The sequence below is a fragment of the Glaciecola sp. KUL10 genome, from assembly GCF_003203515.1.
In the GTDB taxonomy this organism is placed as follows: domain Bacteria; phylum Pseudomonadota; class Gammaproteobacteria; order Enterobacterales; family Alteromonadaceae; genus Glaciecola.
This window is the reverse complement of record NZ_BGNG01000004.1, coordinates 311,577-332,374: the sequence shown is the minus strand read 5'-3', so window position 1 is coordinate 332,374 and position 20,798 is coordinate 311,577. Positions and strand designations below refer to the sequence as shown.

Annotated in this window: 16 protein-coding genes; 11 read left to right on the top strand and 5 right to left on the bottom strand. The window is 41.7% G+C overall.

Features of this window, described 5'->3' with window-relative positions:
* Positions 1-16: 16 nt before the first annotated feature.
* From KUL10_RS09480 to KUL10_RS18935, 3 genes are all read right to left on the bottom strand, one after another.
* Entirely contained in the window at positions 17-721 is a 705-nt protein-coding gene (locus tag KUL10_RS09480; protein WP_158525357.1) for a TonB-dependent receptor domain-containing protein, read from the bottom strand.
* Positions 705-2,330 (bottom strand): TonB-dependent receptor plug domain-containing protein, encoded by a 1,626-nt coding sequence (locus KUL10_RS09475; protein WP_110428674.1) that lies wholly within the window; start codon positions 2,328-2,330, stop codon positions 705-707. Before KUL10_RS09475 ends, KUL10_RS09480 begins: the two co-directional genes overlap by 17 nt.
* Before the next feature lie 187 nt (positions 2,331-2,517).
* Positions 2,518-2,640 (bottom strand): hypothetical protein, encoded by a 123-nt coding sequence (locus KUL10_RS18935; protein WP_255417688.1) that lies wholly within the window; start codon positions 2,638-2,640, stop codon positions 2,518-2,520.
* On the opposite strand from KUL10_RS18935, the gene KUL10_RS09470 reads away from it, so the two are divergent.
* From KUL10_RS09470 to prpF, 7 genes are all read left to right on the top strand, one after another.
* Positions 2,639-3,586 (top strand): choice-of-anchor A family protein, encoded by a 948-nt coding sequence (locus KUL10_RS09470; protein WP_110428673.1) that lies wholly within the window; start codon positions 2,639-2,641, stop codon positions 3,584-3,586. The two genes, KUL10_RS18935 and KUL10_RS09470, sit on opposite strands and share 2 nt — an antisense overlap.
* A 37-nt stretch (positions 3,587-3,623) precedes the next feature.
* Positions 3,624-6,362, top strand: a complete 2,739-nt coding sequence (locus KUL10_RS09465) for a tetratricopeptide repeat protein (protein WP_146216772.1) — start codon at positions 3,624-3,626, stop codon at positions 6,360-6,362.
* 205 nt (positions 6,363-6,567) lie between these two features.
* Positions 6,568-7,227, top strand: a complete 660-nt coding sequence (locus KUL10_RS09460) for a GntR family transcriptional regulator (RefSeq protein ID WP_110428671.1) — start codon at positions 6,568-6,570, stop codon at positions 7,225-7,227.
* A gap of 80 nt (positions 7,228-7,307) precedes the next feature.
* On the top strand, positions 7,308-8,186 hold the full coding sequence (prpB, locus tag KUL10_RS09455) for a methylisocitrate lyase (RefSeq protein WP_110428670.1): 879 nt from the start codon (positions 7,308-7,310) through the stop codon (positions 8,184-8,186).
* A 91-nt stretch (positions 8,187-8,277) separates the two neighbouring features.
* A complete protein-coding gene (prpC, locus tag KUL10_RS09450; RefSeq protein ID WP_110428669.1) occupies positions 8,278-9,399 on the top strand; it encodes a 2-methylcitrate synthase in 1,122 nt (373 codons plus the stop codon).
* A gap of 79 nt (positions 9,400-9,478) precedes the next feature.
* Complete coding sequence (gene acnD / locus KUL10_RS09445) at positions 9,479-12,088, top strand: Fe/S-dependent 2-methylisocitrate dehydratase AcnD (RefSeq protein WP_110428668.1); 2,610 nt, start codon at positions 9,479-9,481, stop codon at positions 12,086-12,088.
* A gap of 13 nt (positions 12,089-12,101) precedes the next feature.
* Entirely contained in the window at positions 12,102-13,274 is a 1,173-nt protein-coding gene (prpF, locus tag KUL10_RS09440; protein ID WP_110428667.1) for a 2-methylaconitate cis-trans isomerase PrpF, read from the top strand.
* Between the two features lie 6 nt (positions 13,275-13,280).
* Here prpF and KUL10_RS09435 read toward each other — a convergent pair whose 3' ends face one another.
* Entirely contained in the window at positions 13,281-13,904 is a 624-nt protein-coding gene (locus KUL10_RS09435) for an MOSC domain-containing protein (RefSeq protein ID WP_110428666.1), read from the bottom strand.
* Positions 13,905-14,123: 219 nt separating this feature from the next.
* Here KUL10_RS09435 and KUL10_RS09430 point away from each other — a divergent pair, with 219 nt between their 5' ends.
* From KUL10_RS09430 to KUL10_RS09420, 3 genes are read left to right on the top strand one after another with little or no spacing between them, the layout of a single operon-like run.
* Entirely contained in the window at positions 14,124-14,684 is a 561-nt protein-coding gene (locus tag KUL10_RS09430; RefSeq protein WP_110428665.1) for an RNA polymerase sigma factor, read from the top strand.
* The gene (locus KUL10_RS09425; protein ID WP_110428664.1) at positions 14,677-15,159 is read left to right on the top strand and encodes a hypothetical protein; all 483 of its coding nucleotides are present in this window, start codon (positions 14,677-14,679) and stop codon (positions 15,157-15,159) included. The genes KUL10_RS09430 and KUL10_RS09425 overlap by 8 nt, the downstream gene beginning before the upstream one ends.
* A gap of 12 nt (positions 15,160-15,171) precedes the next feature.
* Positions 15,172-16,167, top strand: coding sequence for a DUF4097 family beta strand repeat-containing protein (locus tag KUL10_RS09420; RefSeq protein WP_110428663.1), 996 nt, complete (start codon positions 15,172-15,174; stop codon positions 16,165-16,167).
* On the opposite strand, the gene KUL10_RS09415 is transcribed toward KUL10_RS09420, so the two are convergent.
* Complete coding sequence (locus tag KUL10_RS09415; RefSeq protein WP_158525356.1) at positions 16,164-19,055, bottom strand: ligand-binding sensor domain-containing diguanylate cyclase; 2,892 nt, start codon at positions 19,053-19,055, stop codon at positions 16,164-16,166. The two genes, KUL10_RS09420 and KUL10_RS09415, sit on opposite strands and share 4 nt — an antisense overlap.
* 304 nt (positions 19,056-19,359) lie before the next feature.
* Here KUL10_RS09415 and dnaB point away from each other — a divergent pair, with 304 nt between their 5' ends.
* Complete coding sequence (gene dnaB / locus KUL10_RS09410; protein ID WP_233499768.1) at positions 19,360-20,769, top strand: replicative DNA helicase; 1,410 nt, start codon at positions 19,360-19,362, stop codon at positions 20,767-20,769.
* Positions 20,770-20,798 lie beyond the last annotated feature (29 nt).

Sequence of the window (20,798 nt, the reverse complement as noted above, 5' to 3'; positions counted from 1 at the left end):
AGTAAAAGCCTACACATCACATATCTACTCTCAAGCCTAGATACCACTGAGCATTTCCTACATTAGGGCGACATTGAACAGCGTATGAAAGGCTCGCGTTATCGGTCAATGAATGACAGTGTTTTTCACCGCTAATGTTCTCAACACCAGCTTCAATACTATAACTTAAACGGTTGCTTTGTTTAAATTGATGTTTCATCGAAATATTCCAAAGCGCTTGAGCTTCGATAACATTGTATTCAGTGTTTGCATTATTGTCATAGACTTGGCTTTTATATCGATGACTAAGATTAACACTAGACTCTCCTAATTTGTTTTCCAAAAAATATGAAAGCAAAAACGCATGGGACCAACGAGGTGTGTGCGATAATGTCTTTCCTTTTTCGGTAAACCTTAAATTGCCTGCGTCAACTATTTCACTTTGCAGCGAGCCTGTGCTGAGATTTAATTGCCAATTGTCTGATATTCGCCATTTAAGGTCCCCGTCAAACCCATAGACATTCGCTTTAGGTATGTTCAAAAAAGCAGGATTGCCTTCATTATTTAAGTCAAAGGTTTGTTTGTCTTCCCACTTGTAATAAAAACTTGCAAGATCAAAAGATAGATCATTTGTTTGATATTTCCATCCAAATTCCAATACATCTAAGGTCTCGGGTGCAACCGGATCATCTGCCGCACCAACAAACGCAGCCAATGCCCTTGTATCAAAAGCCCCAGCCAAAAACCCCCGGCGGACATGGGCCACTCACATTCTGAGTGAGTGCCTGTAGAAGTGTCCTCGTGATATACATTCCACTATCTAAAGGCTCTCCAGATGGCGTTGCGTTATCCGTTTTTGCCAATACATTGGCGGTGCTAAGGCCAGATTGCTTGTTTTTACTGTAACGAATGTCTGCAGATATTGACCACTGTTGATTTAAAGAATATTCGTATGCCGCAAATCCAGAATAGGTTTGATTATCTTGGTCAATCGATACAGCGGGGACGATACCAAATCGCGCACCGCCCGAATCAGTTCGGGTTATAACAGTGCCAAAATAGTCCTGACTATTACTGATGGTTACCCCAACCATCCATACAGAATTTGAGTCTTTTAAAGAATTAAGCCTAAATTCATACATCCAATGTGATTTATCATTGGTTTGCGAAGGCATAAAAGCAAGCCCAAATGGATTATTGCTTAAGCTTTCAATATAGTCCGATTTAACGCTGTCGATGACTGCCAATGTATTTAATTCGAAACGCTCAAAGAATTGAGTGTAATTTATTTTTAATGACTCAAATCTGACATTACTGACATCATCTGCAGGGTCGTATGTTGTGTACCAATCGCTTGCCCCACCAGCCACGGCCTGATTACCACTAAATGGTCTCACGGTGACACAATTGCTTTTTTGGTTGAAACTACTACTGTTGGAAGGTAACAAAGCCTGACAGTCCAATGGGGCGGTGATATCGACTATGCGCCCGTCTTCAACATTTTCGCCATCTGTTTGCCAATATCCGATTCCTAAGTAAGGTACTCGACTGCCGTTGTCGCTGCCGTACTGATACGTAACAAGTAGGGAGTTTTGCGAAGACATATCCCACTGAAGATGCGTTCTAAAACCTCGCTGGTCAACACTTCCCATCATTGTGTTTGTAAATGCATTAAACCATAGTGGATCGCGTTTGGTATTACTCATAGCCATGCGCAGTGCCACATCTTCTACTAAGGGCAAGTTGAGCGCAGCGCTAAGTTCTCGCCTATTGTACCGTCCAAATCGCACATTGGTACTAGCCTCAAACTCGTTCATCAATGGTTTGATCGTTTCAAAATTAATTGCCCCTCCCGTACTATTGATAGCAAAGAGCGCAGTTTGAGGGCCTCGATATACAGCAACACCTTGCAAGTCGAACATAGATAGTTTGCTCGCATATGCTCCTTGAATACTGACGTCGTCCACTGCTTGAGCCACGCCTTGGTTGGCGTTGATATGCCAGTTTTCAGAACCTACTGAACGAATAGAGATATTTGCACTCATTGGCGAGCGCGTTCGAGCGTCCACATTGGCCATGCTCAATACTATATCTTCAGCATTTTGAATGTTCCAAGCTTGGATTGTTTCTGAGGACATCGTGCTGACACTCGACGCATATTCGAACAAATTGTTGTTGGGATGTTTACCAATGATTAAGACGTTTTCAATAGCTTGGCTAGAAGCTTCTGAGGGATCTGTATTTACGTTAGTTGCGACGTTTGCATGTACAAGGTGATTAGAGTAAAAACCCAGCGTAATGACCAAAAAAACGAATTGTACCTTGCCATAAAGCCAATTTTTTATAGTCATATGCGCGCTTTTTCACCGACTGTAATATTTGATTAATACTAAGTATATAAACTGCGTATCTGCGTATCTACATAATATAAAAGGGTTATTTTTCAATATATACCTGTGTGCATATCTAAGTAGTACACACTCACGCGTTTCAAACTAATGAAAGTGCTTTCATTGGTGACAAATTACTCAAAAACTATTAATATAGCGCTTTAAATGTAGACTTTTCTTTGTAGTCGTATGTTGTTTTCACTTTTTTAAAGGCTCCAACTCCCGTGTTCAATTCTTTGCGTTCAACAATATCAGCAGTTTTACTATGCATGTTTTCATGCTTAGCAGTCTCCACAGAATCAACCATTGGCACTCACAACCTAATTATCTTGGGCGACTACGCTGGCAGTGATGGGCATGTTTATGGAAGCGCGATTATAGGTGGTAATGTATCCGGAATCAGTAATGGCTCTGGTGGTTATACAAACAATTTAGAAATTGGCTCTCGGCTGACAAGCGCAAATGGTTATGACGGCGATGTCGATGCAGTCATTGTGCTAGGTGATATAAATGCCAGCCAAATAAGAACACTCAACGGTAGTAGCATCGTATATGGTGGCGCACTCAATGCTAATGTTGACAGCCATATTCCGAGAAGAACAGCCAGTGCATCTGATATTGCCTATGCAAATAGTGTTTTAAATCAGGTATACACTGATTCAGTCGTATTAAAAAACCTACAGACCAATGGCAACTTTTCTAACTCGAACTTTAGCTATACTGGCAGTGAGCAACTTGCTGTATTTAATGTCAGCGCTCAGGATCTTAGCCTTCCAAATCAAGAGCTTCGTCTAAATAAAGGCTTAGCTGATACTGTTGTTATTAATGTATCTGGTAAAAATGTAACTTTCACAGGTAACAATGTAGGCAACAGCGGGTTTGATTTGGCGAGCGCTCCCAATATTGTTTGGAATTTCTATGAAGCCGAAACAGTTGATTTTATGAATTATTCGCCGAAAGGCTCGATTATTGCCCCTTATGCAGTAGTTTCAGGGGGCGATTTCGATGGTGCAGTTGCGGCTAAATCATACACGGGTAATCGTCAGTTCCACTTTTATTTATTTGATGGTTCTGGCGACATCACCCCAAGCTCAAATCCAAACTCCACGCCTGTAGTTTCGGCTCCTTCAAACACCGCATTTATCCTGCTAATTCCTATACTCGTTTTGCTTAATAGGCTTAACAAGAGACAGTCTTGTCACGTAGCTTGTGCTTAGGATATTCGTTTTATTTTGCGCGCTTGCGCATTCTATTGTGAGCGCGTTTGAGAATTCAAACGAGCACTACGAATCAGCCATTCAAGCATTTACAAGTTCTGAAATTGAAGCTGCTTACATACATATAAAGAATGCTGTAGAGCAAACGCCAAATAATCTTGCTGTAAAAATCTTATACGCAAAAATTTTGTCCGATAAAGAACTGCATGAAGACGCCTTGCCAGTATTCGAAAGCGCGCTTGATGGAGGCGCTGACCCGAATAATTTCGTAGAGCAATACATTAATAGTTTGTTAGCACAAGGACGATACCAAGAAATATCAGAATTCTCTGAATTTAATCGCCTGAGTACTGCTAATAGATATCTTTGGAAATTAGCGCAAGGAAGGGCCTGTATACTGACTGCAGACCTAAACTGCGCAAAAAAGGAATATCAAGCACTCACAGAGCAAAACAGTGAGCGCTACGAGGCCTACAATGGACTAGCACTCACAGCATTAATTGAAAATGACGATGGTGCAAGTATGCAATACGCTCATCAAGCCCTTGCTATCGAAATTAATCCTGAGTCATATCGTATCTTGGGACAAGTATATAAAGCTCAACAAGATTATCAAAAGGCAATTACAAACCTTCAAAAAGCCTTCAATTTGGACCCCAGTAATCAATCCATTATAAGAAATTTTGTGGATTTATTAATCGTACAAGGAGATCTCGATGAGGCTTGGCGATCGGTTAATAGTATTTTGGAGAAGACGCCAAATGATTTATTTGCCTCATATACCCAAGCATTAATTGCCAATCGCCAAGGGAAGCAACAAGAGAGTGAAGCAATTATTACCAGTGTAAAAGAGCAGCTAGAGAGCTTTCCAAAAAAGGCGTTTAACGAACAACCTTGGCTTCAATATCTTCGTGGAATGGTCAGCCTGTTGGAGAACAACCATGCGCAAGCGCAAGAGACGCTTCAACGGTATTTATTTATGGTTGAACAAGACCCTACAGCTGCTTTATATCTTGCCCGTTCTTATCTAATCACAAACAAAGCTAGACAAGCTTTAAGCGTTCTAGAGCCATATGAGCCGCAACTCATGGATAACATCCAAGCCATCGTATTATTAGGCCAACTGTATGCTTCACAGAATAAAGTTCACAAAGCCATCATACTTAGAAATGAGTTGATAAATCGCTATCCAAATTCACTAGAGATCGCTCTTTTTGATATTCAATTGAAAATTTCGCGCGGAAACATTGAAGAGGCCTATCAGCAATTATCTGGACTTAGTGAAGCACAACAATCAACATTACAAGTCGGCACTATCAAAGCGTTCCTATCCTACCAATTAGGACGGCTTGAAGAGGCAAAATCGATAGCACAAGGGGTGTTAACGCTTGCACAAAACAATGTTGAAATGCTAAACATTGTTGCTGCGTATTATATTCAACAAGGTAATTTATCAATCGCGAGTAGCTATCTAGACAAAGCGCTAAACGTTCACCCAGAACATGGCCAAACCCTTACAAATATGGCCAATATTGCAATGCAACAAAATCAACTGTCTGCCGCCGAACAGTTGCTAACGAAAGCATTGCGCAACAGCCCCGAATCGCTTGCAACACAACTATTAAATGCAAGGCTTCTGCTTAATAAAAATGAGATTAAACAAGCAGAACATAGCCTACTCTCTCTACTAGAAAACAATAAATTTAATGTCGATATTCATACGATGTTGGCTGAATCATACCTAAGACAACAGGCACTCGAACAATCATTGGAACATGTTAATATTCTCAAAGGGCTGATGCCAAATAATAAGTCATTAGTATTACAATCGCATTGGCTCCAATACAGGCTGGGTAAATTAGATTCGCTAAGGCCGATCCTCTTAGACTTGGATAGTCAGCAATTCAGTGACAAAGATAGCCTGTATTTATTACACCGATTATTCGCAACAGATAATCAGATAGACAAGGCAGGCGAGGCACTATGGCGTGCCGCTTCATTGTTTCAAAATGATTTAAACGTCCAACTAGACTTATTTAAATGGCTAATTTCACAGCAGAGATTTGAAAAAGCTGAATCCCTTTCTAACAAACTTGAGACACGAATTGGGGTGTGGCCTGCACTTCGCTTCACTCAGGCCGAATTAGCACAAGCGAAAGGTGAATTCCAAAAAGCAGTGGCCTTATACGAACAAACACTTGCCCTGGATGATTCGTCCGAATTAGCACTGGCAAAATTATTTACCTTATTGGGTAACGGGATCTCTAGACAAGCTTTCCAAGCCCTCATTGAGCCATTAGTCGAGCGCTATCCACAGCGATATTTTTCTCGCAATCTATTGGCTCAATTTCATTATTACTATGGCGATAGAAAACAAGCATTAAGGCACTATGAAATTTTATTAGATTCGGGCGAAAGTCCTAATCCAACAGCCATCCTTAATCGCATGGCGCAAATTACCTACACCGAGGCGCCGGAACAAAGTGAGGTATATTTACGCAGGGGATTAAGTATTGACGAATCGTCATTTGCGCTACAAAAAAGTATGGGAATACTGCTTGTCGATACTGATCGTCATGTCGAGGGTTTATCGTGGCTCAGACGCGCTCAAACTCAAAATTCTCAAGATAGTTTTTTACTCTTCTACTTGTCAAAAGCATTGATAAAAAGCAAGCGAAAAGAAGATGCCCGTGCATATCTCAATGAGATTATTGCGAAGCATCAATCTTCACCAAGCTACGCGCTAGCGAAATCATTAATTCAAACTATCGACTAAGCATTTTTACTCTCAATAGTAATTAGCACCCCCGCATTTCTAGCTTTTTGATTTATTACAAGCATGCTCTGACACTCAAAAGAAAGTAAGTAACCCACACCCATTGTCGACAATTTATTGTGCAAATCGTTTTTCAACTTGACTAACGCATATTAATCACTATCATTGTCGACAACTTGCCTACTAAGAATCTTGGAAACTTGGCGTGGACGATCTTCAAAAACCCGTAATAACTGCAGCTGACAAGACATTCATCCGTCTCAGAGATGAAATTGTAGAAGGTAGTATTTCAGCAGGTACGAAACTCAGTGAGCTAGAGTTGTCGACAAAATATGAGGTTTCTCGCGCGGTTATTCGTGAGTCACTCAACCGATTAGAAACCTGTTACCTAGTCGAGCGCAAAGCAAACGTTGGAGCCCGAGTTGTATCTCTAAGTTCAGAAGGTTTATTGGAGCTATATCAAGTTAGAGAGTCGCTAGAGGGCATGGCGGCGAGACTTGCTGCTCGTAATATGAGTAAGTTTGAAATCGCGCAACTCAATTCATTGCTTATTTCTCACTTTAACGAAGTAAAAGATTCTGAAACTTATTATCAAGAGGCAGGAGATGTAGATTTTCACTACCGCATCATTCTTGGCTCTAAAAACCAACACCTTATTAATATGCTAGTAAATGGTTTGTATCACCTTATCCGTATGTACCGCGTTCAGTTAGGAATGGTAGGGCCAAGAGTCAGCACGGCTTTTGAAGAGCACAAACACATTGTACAAGCAATCAACAATAGAGATGAAGAGCTAGCCGAGATGCTAATGCGGCGGCACATTCAATACTCTATGAATAATATTAAACACAAACTTGAAGTCTGAATTTGAGTATTTTTCGGTGCATTAGTCATTGCTAACGAGTCATATTTCAGCAAATTTAGACACAAAAATAGGAGCTTTTGATGAGCCAAGGTAAAAAATTCAGACAAGCATTAAAAAATAATGCCCCTTTACAAATCGTAGGGACCATCAATGCCTACGCTGCAATGATGGCTAAACGAATTGGACATCAAGCAATATATTTATCTGGCGGCGGTGTCGCTAATGCTTCTTATGGTCTACCGGACTTAGGCATGACTTCGTTAAATGATGTGATTGCAGACGTACAGCGCATCACATCCGCCTGTGACTTACCTCTGTTAGTCGACATAGACACCGGCTGGGGCGGTGCATTTAATATCGCAAAAACAGTCAAAGATATGGAACGGGCGGGCGCGGCGGCTGTGCATATGGAAGACCAAGTTGCACAGAAGCGTTGTGGTCATCGCCCAAACAAGGCAATCGTGTCAACAGATGAAATGGTTGATCGCATCAAAGCTGCCGTAGACGCGCGCACAGACCCTGAATTTTTTATCATGGCTCGCACAGATGCGTTTGCGCAAGAAGGTTTAGAAGCAGCGATTGAGAGAGCTAAGGCATATGTCGAAGCAGGTGCAGATGGCATATTTGCAGAAGCAGTAAAAACTGAAGAGCACTATCGCGCATTTTCCGAAGCTTTGGACGTCCCAATCCTTGCCAACATCACTGAATTTGGCCAAACCGAGTTGTGGAATAAAAAAGAGCTTGGTCAGTGGGGAGCACAAATGGTGCTTTATCCGCTCAGTGCATTTAGAGCTATGAACAAAGCTGCAGAAACCGTTTATCAGTCTATTTTAGAAAATGGCGACCAAAAAGCAGTGGTCGATATGATGCAAACGCGCATGGACCTCTATGATTATCTCGGTTATCACGATTATGAGCAAAAGCTAGATGCATTGTTCGCAGAAAATAAAAATTTATAGTCCATTTGCGTCTCAGCACATTATCGAAATGAATTAACGCAATGACATACAGCATTAAACACACACAAATTATTTAAATAAGGTTTTCAACATGGCTAAAGTATTAAGTGGTGCAGGTTTAAGAGGACAGGTTGCAGGCAAAACCGCATTGTCAACCGTAGGTGTATCGGGTTCAGGTCTAACCTATCGTGGTTATGATGTAAAAGACTTGGCCAATAATTGTGATTTCGAAGAAGTAGCCTTTTTAATTTTGAAAGGTCACCTACCCAACCAAGACGAGCTTCAACAATACAAAGCTAAACTTAAGACCATGCGCGGTCTGCCACTGGCATTGAAGGAAGTATTGGAGCGTATCCCTGCAGACGCGCACCCGATGGATGTACTGCGAACCGGCACTTCGATGCTGGGGAACTTAGAAATGGAAAAGGACTTTGCGCAACAACATGAAGTCACCGACCGCATGCTAGCTTGTTTCCCAAGTATTATTTGTTATTGGTATCGCTATTCTCATGACGGTGTACGCATAGACGTTGAGACTGACAATGATTCAATTGGTGCGCATTTTCTACAATTACTTCATGACAAAGCCCCAAGTGAACTGCACGAGCGAGTCATGCATGTATCACTAATCTTGTACGCAGAACATGAATTTAATGCATCAACATTTACCGCTCGCGTATGTGCATCTACGCTTTCCGATATGCACTCTTGTATTACCGGTGCAATTGGATCTTTAAGAGGCCCACTTCATGGCGGCGCGAATGAAGCAGCCATGGAGATGATAGAGAAGTTCACCTCAGCAGACGATGCCGAAGAAGGCATGATGGGTATGTTAGCTCGCAAAGAGAAAATCATGGGCTTTGGTCACGCGATCTATTCAGAATCAGATCCCCGCAATGAAATTATCAAAGCCTGGTCAGAAAAACTAGCTACAGAGGTGGGTGACAAAGTCCTATACCCTGTTTCAGTTAGATGTGAAGAAGTGATGAAACGAGAAAAAGGATTATTCTGTAATGCAGACTTTTTCCATGCTTCTGCCTATAACTTTATGGGCATACCTACTAAATTATTCACTCCCATATTTGTGATGTCGCGGTTAACTGGTTGGGCTGCTCACGTAATGGAACAGCGAGCTGACAATCGGATTATCAGGCCGTCTGCTGATTACACGGGTGAGGATCTCCGTCCAGTCACGCCTATTACTGAACGTTAAGAATAAAAGTAAGCAAGTACCAACTTCGAGCAGAAGACCTATTTTGTTTTTTGCTCGGCTCACACGCGAGACCTTTATCATGAATTATGATTACAGAAAGCCTTTACCTAATAGTCCACTCGACTTTTTTGATACTCACGCAGCCGTTAACGCTATCCAAGATGGGGCATATGAGAAACTACCCTACACCTCAAAAGTACTCGCAGAAAATTTAGTAAGAAAGTGTCCACCGGCACAACTCACTGATAGCCTAAAACAAATTATCGAGAGAAAGCGTGATTTGGACTTTCCTTGGTTCCCTGCACGTGTAGTTTGTCATGACATTCTAGGCCAAACCGCCTTAGTCGATCTCGCGGGCTTGCGCGATGCTATTGCTGAAAAAGGCGGAGATCCTGCTCAAGTCAACCCTGTCGTTCCCACTCAATTAGTGGTTGACCATAGCCTAGCAGTTGAGCACGGCGGTTTTGAAAAAGATGCATTTGAGAAGAATCGAGCCATCGAAGATAGAAGAAACGAAGACCGTTTCCATTTTATCAATTGGACCAAAACGGCTTTCAAAAATGTTGATGTTATTCCACAAGGTAACGGTATCCTGCACCAAATCAACCTAGAACGCATGTCACCTGTGATTCAAGCGCGCGACGGTGTCGCCTTTCCAGACACACTTGTTGGTACTGACAGCCATACGCCAATGGTGGATGCTTTAGGAGTAATTGCAATTGGTGTTGGTGGCCTTGAAGCAGAAAGTGTCATGTTAGGCAGAGCTTCATATATGCGCTTACCCGACATAGTTGGTGTCGAGTTAATTGGCAAACCGCTAGCTGGAATAACTGCCACCGATATCGTATTAGCATTAACAGAGTTTTTAAGGCAGCAAAAAGTTGTATCTACTTATTTAGAATTCTTTGGCGAAGGTTGTCAGCACCTAACGCTGGGAGACCGCGCAACAATTTCTAACATGACACCAGAATACGGTGCAACTGCAGCAATGTTTTATATAGATGAACAAACCATTGATTACTTAAAGCTGACTGGACGCAAAGACAAGCAAGTAGCACTAGTTGAGCAGTTCGCAAAGCACACCGGTCTGTGGGCTGATGATATGGTGAATGCAGAATATGAACGCTTATTAAAGTTTGATCTATCTAGTGTTGGACGCAATATCGCTGGGCCTTCTAATCCGCATGCCAGAGTATCCACAAGTGATTTGAGTAAAAAGGGAATTGCAGATGCTGTCAAGCTAGCTCAAGGTAGAGAAGACAAGTGTTTGATGCCTGATGGTGCAGTAATAATTGCAGCGATAACAAGTTGCACAAACACCAGTAACCCAAGAAATATGATTGCCGCCGGCTTAATTGCTCGCAACGCGAATAAAAAAGGTTTGTTGCGTAAATCATGGGTTAAATCGTCTCTAGCACCCGGTTCTAAGGCAGTTAAATTATACTTAGAAGAAGCGGGACTATTACCAGAACTGGAAAAGTTAGGCTTTGGCGTTGTCGCATTTGCATGCACGTCTTGTAACGGAATGAGCGGCGCACTTGACCCTAAAATTGCGCAAGAAATAAAAGAACGTGACCTTTACGCTACTGCCGTCTTATCCGGAAATAGAAACTTTGATGGACGTATCCATCCTCACGCAAGCCAAGCTTTCTTGGCCTCCCCTCCATTGGTAATTGCATATGCAATTGCCGGTACCATTCGATTCGATATCGAAAAGGATGTACTAGGTACAGACAACGATGGCAATCCTGTCACGCTAAAAGATATTTGGCCTGGTGATGAAGAAATAGATGCAGTCATCGCAAAAAGCGTCAAGCCCGAGCAATTTAGGAAAGTTTACAACCCAATGTTCGAACTAAATACTGATTATGGTGAAGACAATAACCCACTTTATGATTGGCGGGAAATGAGCACTTATATTCGTCGTCCGCCATATTGGGAAGGTGCTCTGGCTGGTGAGCGCAGTATGCAGGGTATGCGCGCCCTTGCAGTACTAGGTGACAATATAACTACTGACCATCTATCGCCATCAAACGCTATACAAATGAACAGTGCAGCGGGTGAGTACTTACACAAAATGGGCTTACCTGAAGCGGACTTCAATTCTTATGCAACACACCGAGGCGATCATTTAACCGCTCAACGGGCAACGTTCGCAAACCCTAAATTATTAAACGAAATGGTTTGTAATGATAATGGTGAAATTATACAGGGCTCACTTGCTCGTATAGAACCTGAAGGATCGGTCGTGCGCATGTGGGAAGCGATTGAAACATATATGAATCGCAAGCAACCACTGATCATTATCGCCGGTGCTGATTATGGACAAGGTTCCTCAAGGGATTGGGCGGCTAAAGGCGTCAGGCTCGCGGGTGTAGAAGTGATTGCAGCTGAAGGGTTTGAACGTATACATCGCACCAATTTGATTGGCATGGGGGTGTTGCCACTTGAATTCGAAACAGGAACAACGCGTAAAACACTTGAAATAAACGGTACCGAAACCTTTGATGTCATTGGTGAACGTGCCCCAGGTGCCACGTTAATGCTAGTGATTACTCGTAAAAATCGTGAGCAGTTAAAGGTACCAATGAAGTGTCGCTTGGACACCGCCGAAGAAGTTTCCATCTACGAAGCAGGTGGCGTTTTACAGCGCTTTGCTCAGGATTTCTTAGACGCTAAAGCTAGTTAAAAGGATTAAGCATATGTCGTTTCAACCGCAATTAAGAATTCCCGCCACGTATATGCGTGGCGGTACCAGTAAGGGTGTATTTTTTAGTTTAAATGATCTCCCTAAATTTGCGCAGACAGCTGGATCCGCGAGAGATAACTTACTGCTTCGAATAATTGGTAGCCCAGATCCCTATCAAAAACATACCGACGGAATGGGGGGCGCGACCTCAAGTACTAGCAAAACCGTCATCTTAAGTGAAAGTGAGAAGGACGGTCATGACGTTGATTATTTGTTTGGCCAAGTAAGCATCGATAAGCCTCATATCGATTGGAGTGGTAATTGCGGAAACCTAACAGCTGCCGTAGGGGCTTTTGCGATATCGAATGGTTTGGTTGACCGCGCTAAGACTCCCCAAAATGGCATTGCGGTTATTCGTATTTGGCAAGTTAACATACAAAAAACGATTGTTGCTCACGTGCCAATGAAAAATGGTGAAGTCCAAGAAACCGGCGATTTTGAGTTGGACGGTGTCACCTTCCCCGCTGCGGAGGTTAAAGTCGAGTTTATTGATCCAGTCGATGGAAATGGTGCCCTGTTTCCAACAGGAGCGCTCACTGAAACTCTCAGCGTACCGGAGGTTGGTGACTTTACAGTAACGATGATAAATGCAGGAATACCCACTATTTTTATCGACTCAAGGGCACTTGGCTACACAGGTTGTGAGCTTCAAGAAGATATTAATAACGATCCTGTAGCGTTAGCTAAATTTGAAAAGATCCGCGCTTTTGGTGCATTAAAGATGGGGCTAATCGAAAATCTTGAGGAAGCACTGACAAGACAACACACGCCAAAAGTAGCTTTTGTTGGCGCAGCAAAAGCCTATATTTCATCTAGCGGTAAAAAAATTGAAAGCAAAGATATCGATGTCAATGTAAGAGCATTATCGATGGGTAAACTTCATCACGCCATGATGGGAACTGCCGCTGTTGCAATTGGCACTGCAGCTGCGATCCCTGACACATTGCTCTACAACCTGGCAGGAGGAATCGAGCGCAAAGAAGTCACTTTTGGGCATCCATCGGGTACGCTAAAAGTCGGAGCAAAAGCTGAATGTATTCAAGATAACTGGCAGGTTAAAGCGGTTACTATGAGCCGAAGCGCACGCGTATTAATGGAAGGAATGGTTCGGGCGCCTGCTGACTAGCAGGCCTTATCTCATTAGTTTTTTCACCCACTCTTGAGCCAAACCAGAGGCGTTAGACGCTTCCTGTTTTTGTTCTCTTAAACCCATTTTTGTCCTAACCAGCCTCATAACTTCTTTAATAGAAGGGTTTTGTTCGTCTCGATCTTCCAAAGTGATGGGGTCACCAATAGTAATCTTTCCTTCCCTCATCACTCGGTAGTACCAACCTGTAATTCCTTGTTTAGCGATAAACAAATCAATATCTTTGTGAAAGTATCTTTGATTAATTTTAACGCAAGGAGCACGAGGTGAACTGACCTGTAATAAAACATCTCCCATCTTATAGATATCACCGATCAACACGTTTTCATCTGTCATGTCAGGCGAAGAAATATTTTCACCAATGCTGCCAATCACAAAACGGTCTGCGATGCTTTCAAAATGGTTTTTGAGCACTTGATAGCTGAATTGAGAGTATTGGTGAATAGCCATTTCAGGTCCACCGTGTAACTTCTTATTACCTTGCTCATCTTCAACAGCCCCATCAAACTCGACATGAATGGTTTGAAAAGGCTGCTTTATAATACTACTCGGTGTTTTTCTTGGACCAAATGGGGTTGGTTTGCCAGCATAGAGTGCTTCGATATACATGGTTTTCGAGGTCTCTTCCTTGTTTATACTTAAGTATAGTCACAATTAATGTACATATTCAATTTCTGAAATCACAATTTTGAAGACAAGGCTCGATATTACTTATCTCCAATCTTAGAACTCAATCATCGAACCATTATTAAATTATTTAAAACTGAATTAAACCTTTATGATGAAGCATTCGACAAAACTAGTAAGCAACAAAATAGAAGCTAGAAAATGACAGCAAACCTTAGCCTTGTCGCAAACGATACCCATATTCTTTCGCAAGAAGAAGTGATCGTTGCTGCTCGCAATGGTGATAAAGAAGCCTTTAAAACACTTTATGAACTGCATCACAAAAAGGTCTATGCGTTGTGTTTGCGTCTATGTGCAGATAAGTCATTGGCAGAAGATGCTTGCCAAGAAGTATTTATTCAGCTTTGGGGGAAACTATCAAACTATAAAGGTGATAGTAAGTTTTCAACTTGGTTACATAGTGTTACATCAAACGTCACGATTTCTTATATCCGAAAGCAAAGAGGTTGGTGGCAAAAGATGTTTAATTTCGATGAAAGTGAGGCGGCGAACCAAAGTATCGAAATGAACACAGATGATAATAAAGTTGAACAATACATCGCCCAATTACCGGAGCGCGCTCGGTGGGTATTTGTACTTCATAGCATAGAAGGCTATCGACACGAAGAAATAAGCGAAATATTAGGTATGGCAGTAGGGTCAAGTAAAGCTCAACTTCATCGAGCAAAGAAGTTACTGCAGGAGTGGATGACTAATGAGTAAACAAACGTTTGAAAAGCACTTAAATGATGAAATCAAGCGCTTACCATCAGAACAAGCGCCCGACAGAGACTTGTGGTTAGGGATAGAAAAAGCCATTTCAAAACCACATTCAACAAAGCTAAGTGCATCCAAGATGACATACGGATTAGCTGCTTCTTTGATGGTAATGAGTTTTGTGGCTTGGTTTAGTTTCCAAAGCGGTAAAACAGTTCAGGGAAGTGAATTAGTAGCCGTATTAAGCGAACAGCATCAAGCTCAAAAGCAAGCGCTGTTGGTTCAATACAAAAATCAAACGAGTGCAACAGAAAACTGGCAACAACAAATTTCAGAATTAGATGAAGCAGCCAACGCAATAAAAAAAGCCTTGGAGGAAGAACCAAATAACCCTGCACTGCTGAAGATGCTTAAGCATGTATATGAACAACAAATGAGCTTGATTGAGCGCGTTCATGCGCCAAGCTGGAATCAAATTTAAAAGAGGTATCTCATGAAAATTATCACACCTGTAAAATACAGTATCACGTTGAAAAGCATACTAGTTTCCCTATTGTTTTTAGTGAGTATGGTGGCGCTAGCAGAAAAACAAGAAATAGATAAAACGCTCGAAGCAGATCCTAATGGTAACGTTGAAGTCGAGCACATAGCAGGGAAAGCACAAATAATAGGTTGGGATAAAAATGAAGTTAGGGTAAGCGGTGAGCTTGGTGAGCGCACAGAAAAATTCATTTTTGAACGCAGAGGCAAAACGGTATTAGTGGTGGTTGATATTAAAAAAGACGGCAAATGGAACAAATGGAATAACTGGGGTGATGAGGCTGATGACAATTTGATGATCTACATTCCCTTAAAAAGCCGCTTAGAATATACCACGACCAACTCAGATGTTAGTCTAGAAAACATACATGGTGGCATTGCTGCAGAGGTGGTTAACGGTGATATGACCGCTGAAAAGATTTCAGGTCGCATTCGTTTAGAGTCAGTAAATGGTGACATCAATGCTCGAGAAGTGGAAGGTGAATTGACGATTGAAACGGTCAATGGAGATGTCAAAGCCAAACATTTAAAAGCGAGCGAACTCAATTTAAGTACCGTTAACGGCGATATCAGAGTGACAAGTGATAGTCCCGAGATTATAGCTGAAACAGTTAATGGTGATATAGAGCTTGAACTCGATAAAATAGACGAGCTTGAACTTCAAACAGTCAATGGTTCGATTGAAGCCAAATTGTCATTAAATGCAAAAGCCGATGTAAGAGCTTCATCAGTTGGCGGTTTGATTGAGTTAAGTTTCAAAGGCCCCGTTTTAGCTCGTTTTGATGTCGAAGCCCATGCGGGTGGATCCATTAAAAATAAAATAACTGACCAAAAAATGAGCCGCGCAAAATACGGTCCACGCAGATGGTTAAAGTTTGAAACGGCTGAAGCTTCTTCTAAGGTAGAGGTCTCAACTGTACATGGAAAAGTAAGGTTAGAAACTCACTAATAAACGACGCGGTTGCGCCCCTCTTCCTTGCCTTTATATAACATCATATCGGCATGACTAACGCATTCCTCAAAGGCATCAAAGTCTTTGATGGATGCGATACCACAAGTAATCGTGCAGTGAATAGTCACATTATTAAGCATTAAAGGTGCATTTTCGACGGCGGCTCTTATTTTTTCAGCAACCAAACTTGCATCATTGATATTGGTATAAGGCAAAAGAATAATAAACTCTTCACCTCCCCAACGCGCAATAGAATCCTGACCTCGCACATTTTTCTTTAAAACGTCGGTTATGTGCAGGAGCGCCTTATCGCCACTCGCATGGCCAAAGCGATCGTTAACTTTCTTAAAGTGATCGACATCTAAGAGTAAAATAGAGTAAGGCTTGCCACTGCGCTTATATTTTGCGTCTTCGCGCTCAAGCCACTCTAAAAAACCACGTCGATTGAAAACATCTAATAGACTGTCCTGCATGGACAGAAGAGTTAATGAATCATTTGCTTTTTTAAGGGCGACAGTTTGTTCTGCGACTTGTTGCTCAAGAATTCTAGAGCGTTTTCTAAATTGATAGGTTCGCCATTTATAAAGCGAAAATATAATAAAGAGAAACAAGAACAAAAACACTAGTTTGGCTGGTGTTGTTTGCCACCAACTTGGTAGCACAGTGATTTTCAAGCCGACTTCACCTTGAGACCACTGCAAAAAGCGATTGCGAACTTTCATCTCAAAAGAGTAATTGCCGGGGTCAAGGTTCATTAGCGTCGCAGAGCGTTTCCCTAATTCTAGGGTTTGCCAAGATGGATCAATTTCTGGTACTCGATAAGCATATTTCAGATCGGGCACATCAGCATACTCTAGCGCAACTATATCAACGTTTATCATTAAATCATCTGGTGAAAGCGTAACAGTATCTGGGATATCGAGTTGACTAAACTGTTTAATATTTGTCGCTGCATTAGCGGCTTTTGTTTTTGATACGATGCTTAATCCATCAATATGCACAGGTGGTAAATAGTCATTTACATCCAACTGGCGTGGATTAAAATAAGTTAAACCATTTAAACCTGCAAAATACAAATTTCCCAAAGAATCATAAGATGCTGCACTGACATAGTAACCGCCTTCATTGGCACCGTCGTTTTTATCAAACACGGTTACTGCTTTTGTCGTTTTATCTAGCCTTAGAAGATTAGAAGTGGTCGGGATCCATAAGCCGTTATCATTGCCTTCGAGAATTGCTCCAATTGATGCACCTTTAATGACGGGATCAGTCGATAATGGACTAAAGGAAACCTCAAAACGGTTAGCACTCAAGGTCATTAACCAAGCCCCCCTTCCGAGCGTACCAAGGTAAAATTCTCGTTCATTTTTTCGAGAAATCCAACCTAGACCATCAAGTGGTAATGAGTTTGGTTCAAATTCATTATGTCTGTATTGAGTAATAGTATCTTGCTCTAAGTTTACCCTAAACAGCCCACCTGTCGTCGCAATCCACGTTTCTTGAGGACTGACTTCCAGAATATTAGTGACCAATGGCATATCCCAATGCTTGAGCACTTCTTTACTCTCAGGCCGATACAAGTAAAGACCAGTTTCTGCACCACCTAACCAAAGGTCACCATTTTGCCGAAGTGAGATAGAATAGATTCTGACACTTTCAAAATCATACATCTCAATAAATTCATTGCCGACCTGGAATTTAGCTAAGCCCTTGCGACTAGACAGCCAAAGGGTCTTATTTACGTTATCGTAATCCACTCCAGAAATAGCATTAAACCCTACCTTCTTTAGCATCGCTTCAGTAAAGTTCCAAGGGCCTTCGATATCTCCTCGATTGTTAAATCTAAACACCCCATTTTGAGTAGTCGCCCAAAACGAGTCTGCGGTTTCGTTCACTAGGTTTTCAACGCCTTTTGCGGCACCGAATCTTTTCCTCGATAACAATGTGGAATTAGTATCAATGACCGAGAATCCGGTATTGCGTGTTCCAACGAATATCTGCCCGTTCTTAGATTCAAAAAAACTAATAACGTTATAACTATCAACCTTCGGCTCAAGCTTCAGAATACCTGTGATATCCCGGACTTGGTCTAAGACCCCTTTGTCAACAATATTGACGCCTTGGGATGAACCAATCCAAATTGTGCCATCAGAGCCTTGCATCATTGCATTAATTTCATCTCCAATTAAGCCATTTGCCGTTGAGTACTGGTGCAGTAGCGAAAAATTTTGCTCTTCATTGAGTTTATATACAAAAGTACCTTGTGAATCAGTGCCCACCCATAAACGGCTTTGGTCATCCATTAAAAGGCGATAAGCTTTTTTAACCTCTGGAATTAATTTGGTTAACTGATAGCGCTCATTCGGAAGACGCCTTACCCCCAATGAAGTCGCGAGCAATAAATCATTGTTGGGGAGGCTGATGATATCATTTACACTCAACTGCTCAGCTATTTGAATATGATTGAAAGTAGATGTGCCCTCTGGTCGCACAAATAAACTCTTTGAAGTCCCCACCCATAAGTTGCGTTTGTCATCAAAATGCATTGAAAGCACATTGAGGTCATGTTCACCATTGAGCCTAGCAAGAGGAATAGGCGTAAACGTATTGTCACTTAAGGATAACTTACTCAGTCCATTTATCGTTGCAACATAAAGTACATTGTTTTGACTATCATAGAGTAAGCGGTTCACAAAATTGGCTGGTAGTCCTTTGGATAAATCAATATTCGCGCCAATGTAAGTAAACTCTGCGCCATTAAATCTATCAATACCTGCTTGAGTCGCTACCCAAATAAACCCCTCGCGATCTTGTTCGATATCTAAAACAGAGACTTGAGAAAGTCCTTCGGCTACGCCAAATTTCTTGCTCTGAAGGTGCTTCATTTCTGCCTTTACTAGCCCGCCATATGACAAGATAGAGTAAAATATGAATAAATATGTGATCTTGAAAAAGTGCTGCATTATTGATTAATGGCTTTAACCTTCCTTGAATGAGTCAGATTCATTTATTTTGCTTACGCTATCACCATACAATGATTAGCTGAAAAATTATACTGGCAATTTTAATGGTTATATAAAATCTGCCGGTTTACATAGAGATAATGGTTGCATTTAAGATTGGTGAAGTTTTCTTATGGTTTTAATAAAGACAGACGTCAAGATTTGACGCATAATTATCGACCCGTTAATGACAAACTTTGATATGACTTTGAGCCAAAACGACAATTACAGCAAAGACGAAGTTGCACAACTGAAAATTCCCCCTCATTCACTCGAAGCTGAGCAATCGGTGTTAGGGAGTATGTTGATCGCACCTGATTCGTGGGACAAAGTGGTCGAAATTGTTGTTGAAGATGATTTCTATAATCGTGCACACCGTGTTATTTACTCTGCCATCCTGAAACTTCTCAACCAAAATCAAGCCGTCGACACGACAACCGTCAAGAACATTTTGGAACAACACGACCAACTTGAGGAAGCTGGCGGTTTTGCGTATCTAATCGAGCTTGCTCAAAATACACCCAGTGCAGCCAACGTGGTGGCGTACGCAAATATTATAAAAGAGCGAGCCGTTGTCAGAGAACTGATCGGTGTGGCCCACGATATTGCAGAAATTGGTTATCACCCTGAAGGACGTGATAGTACAGATATTTTAGATATCGCCGAGAGCAAAGTTTTTGAAATTGCGCAAAAAAGGCAAGGTGAAAACGAAGGACCGAAAGATGTCACAAACGTGCTGACTAAAACCGTCACTCGCCTCGATGAATTAGTAAAACAAGGTAGCGATATTACCGGCGTCTCGACCGGTTTCTCAGACCTAGATCAAAAAACAAGTGGCCTTCAACCCTCTGACCTAATTATTGTCGCTGCTCGACCATCAATGGGTAAAACGACTTTTGCTATGAATCTCTGTGAAAACGCGATGCTCATGCAAGATAAACCCGTGTTGGTATTTAGTTTAGAGATGCCAGCCGAACAGATCATGATGAGGATGCTTGCTTCATTGAGTCGAGTTAACCAGACCAATATACGTACAGCTCAACTCGATGATAATGAATGGTCACGGATGTCAGCCACTATCAAGCATTTGAAAGAAAAAGATAATTTATTTATCGATGATTCTTCAGGTTTGACGCCTATGGAACTCAGGACGCGTGCACGTAAAATTGTGAAAGAAAAAGGTGGAATATCGCTAATAATGGTTGATTACCTTCAACTAATGCGCGTGCCTTCACTAAGTGATAATCGCACACTAGAGATCGCAGAAATCTCTCGATCACTCAAAGCCTTAGCCAAAGAATTAGAAGTGCCAGTTGTCGCACTCTCTCAATTAAACCGTGGCCTAGAGCAACGAGCAGATAAACGACCAATAAACTCTGACTTACGTGAATCGGGTTCAATAGAGCAAGATGCCGATTTGATCATGTTTATCTATCGAGATGAGGTCTACCATGAGAACAGTGAGTTAAAAGGCATCGCAGAAATTATTATTGGTAAACAGCGTAATGGACCTATAGGAACGAGTAGACTTACTTTCCAAGGGCAGTTCTCGCGTTTTGACAATTACGCTGGCCCAGAATACGACGATGAGTATTAAAAAACCACTTCAAAATTGAAGTGGTTTTT

Coding starts and splice junctions, on each gene's coding strand:
- KUL10_RS09475 (WP_110428674.1), bottom strand. CDS start 2,330: ATGACTATAAAAAATTGGCTTTATGGCAAGGTACAATTCGTTTTTTTG.
- KUL10_RS09470 (WP_110428673.1), top strand. CDS start 2,639: ATGTTTTCATGCTTAGCAGTCTCCACAGAATCAACCATTGGCACTCAC.
- KUL10_RS18935 (WP_255417688.1), bottom strand. CDS start 2,640: ATGCATAGTAAAACTGCTGATATTGTTGAACGCAAAGAATTGAACACG.
- prpB (WP_110428670.1), top strand. CDS start 7,308: ATGAGCCAAGGTAAAAAATTCAGACAAGCATTAAAAAATAATGCCCCT.
- prpC (WP_110428669.1), top strand. CDS start 8,278: ATGGCTAAAGTATTAAGTGGTGCAGGTTTAAGAGGACAGGTTGCAGGC.
- acnD (WP_110428668.1), top strand. CDS start 9,479: ATGAATTATGATTACAGAAAGCCTTTACCTAATAGTCCACTCGACTTT.
- prpF (WP_110428667.1), top strand. CDS start 12,102: ATGTCGTTTCAACCGCAATTAAGAATTCCCGCCACGTATATGCGTGGC.
- KUL10_RS09435 (WP_110428666.1), bottom strand. CDS start 13,904: ATGTATATCGAAGCACTCTATGCTGGCAAACCAACCCCATTTGGTCCA.
- KUL10_RS09430 (WP_110428665.1), top strand. CDS start 14,124: ATGACAGCAAACCTTAGCCTTGTCGCAAACGATACCCATATTCTTTCG.
- KUL10_RS09425 (WP_110428664.1), top strand. CDS start 14,677: ATGAGTAAACAAACGTTTGAAAAGCACTTAAATGATGAAATCAAGCGC.
- KUL10_RS09420 (WP_110428663.1), top strand. CDS start 15,172: ATGAAAATTATCACACCTGTAAAATACAGTATCACGTTGAAAAGCATA.
- KUL10_RS09415 (WP_158525356.1), bottom strand. CDS start 19,055: ATGAAGCACCTTCAGAGCAAGAAATTTGGCGTAGCCGAAGGACTTTCT.
- dnaB (WP_233499768.1), top strand. CDS start 19,360: ATGACAAACTTTGATATGACTTTGAGCCAAAACGACAATTACAGCAAA.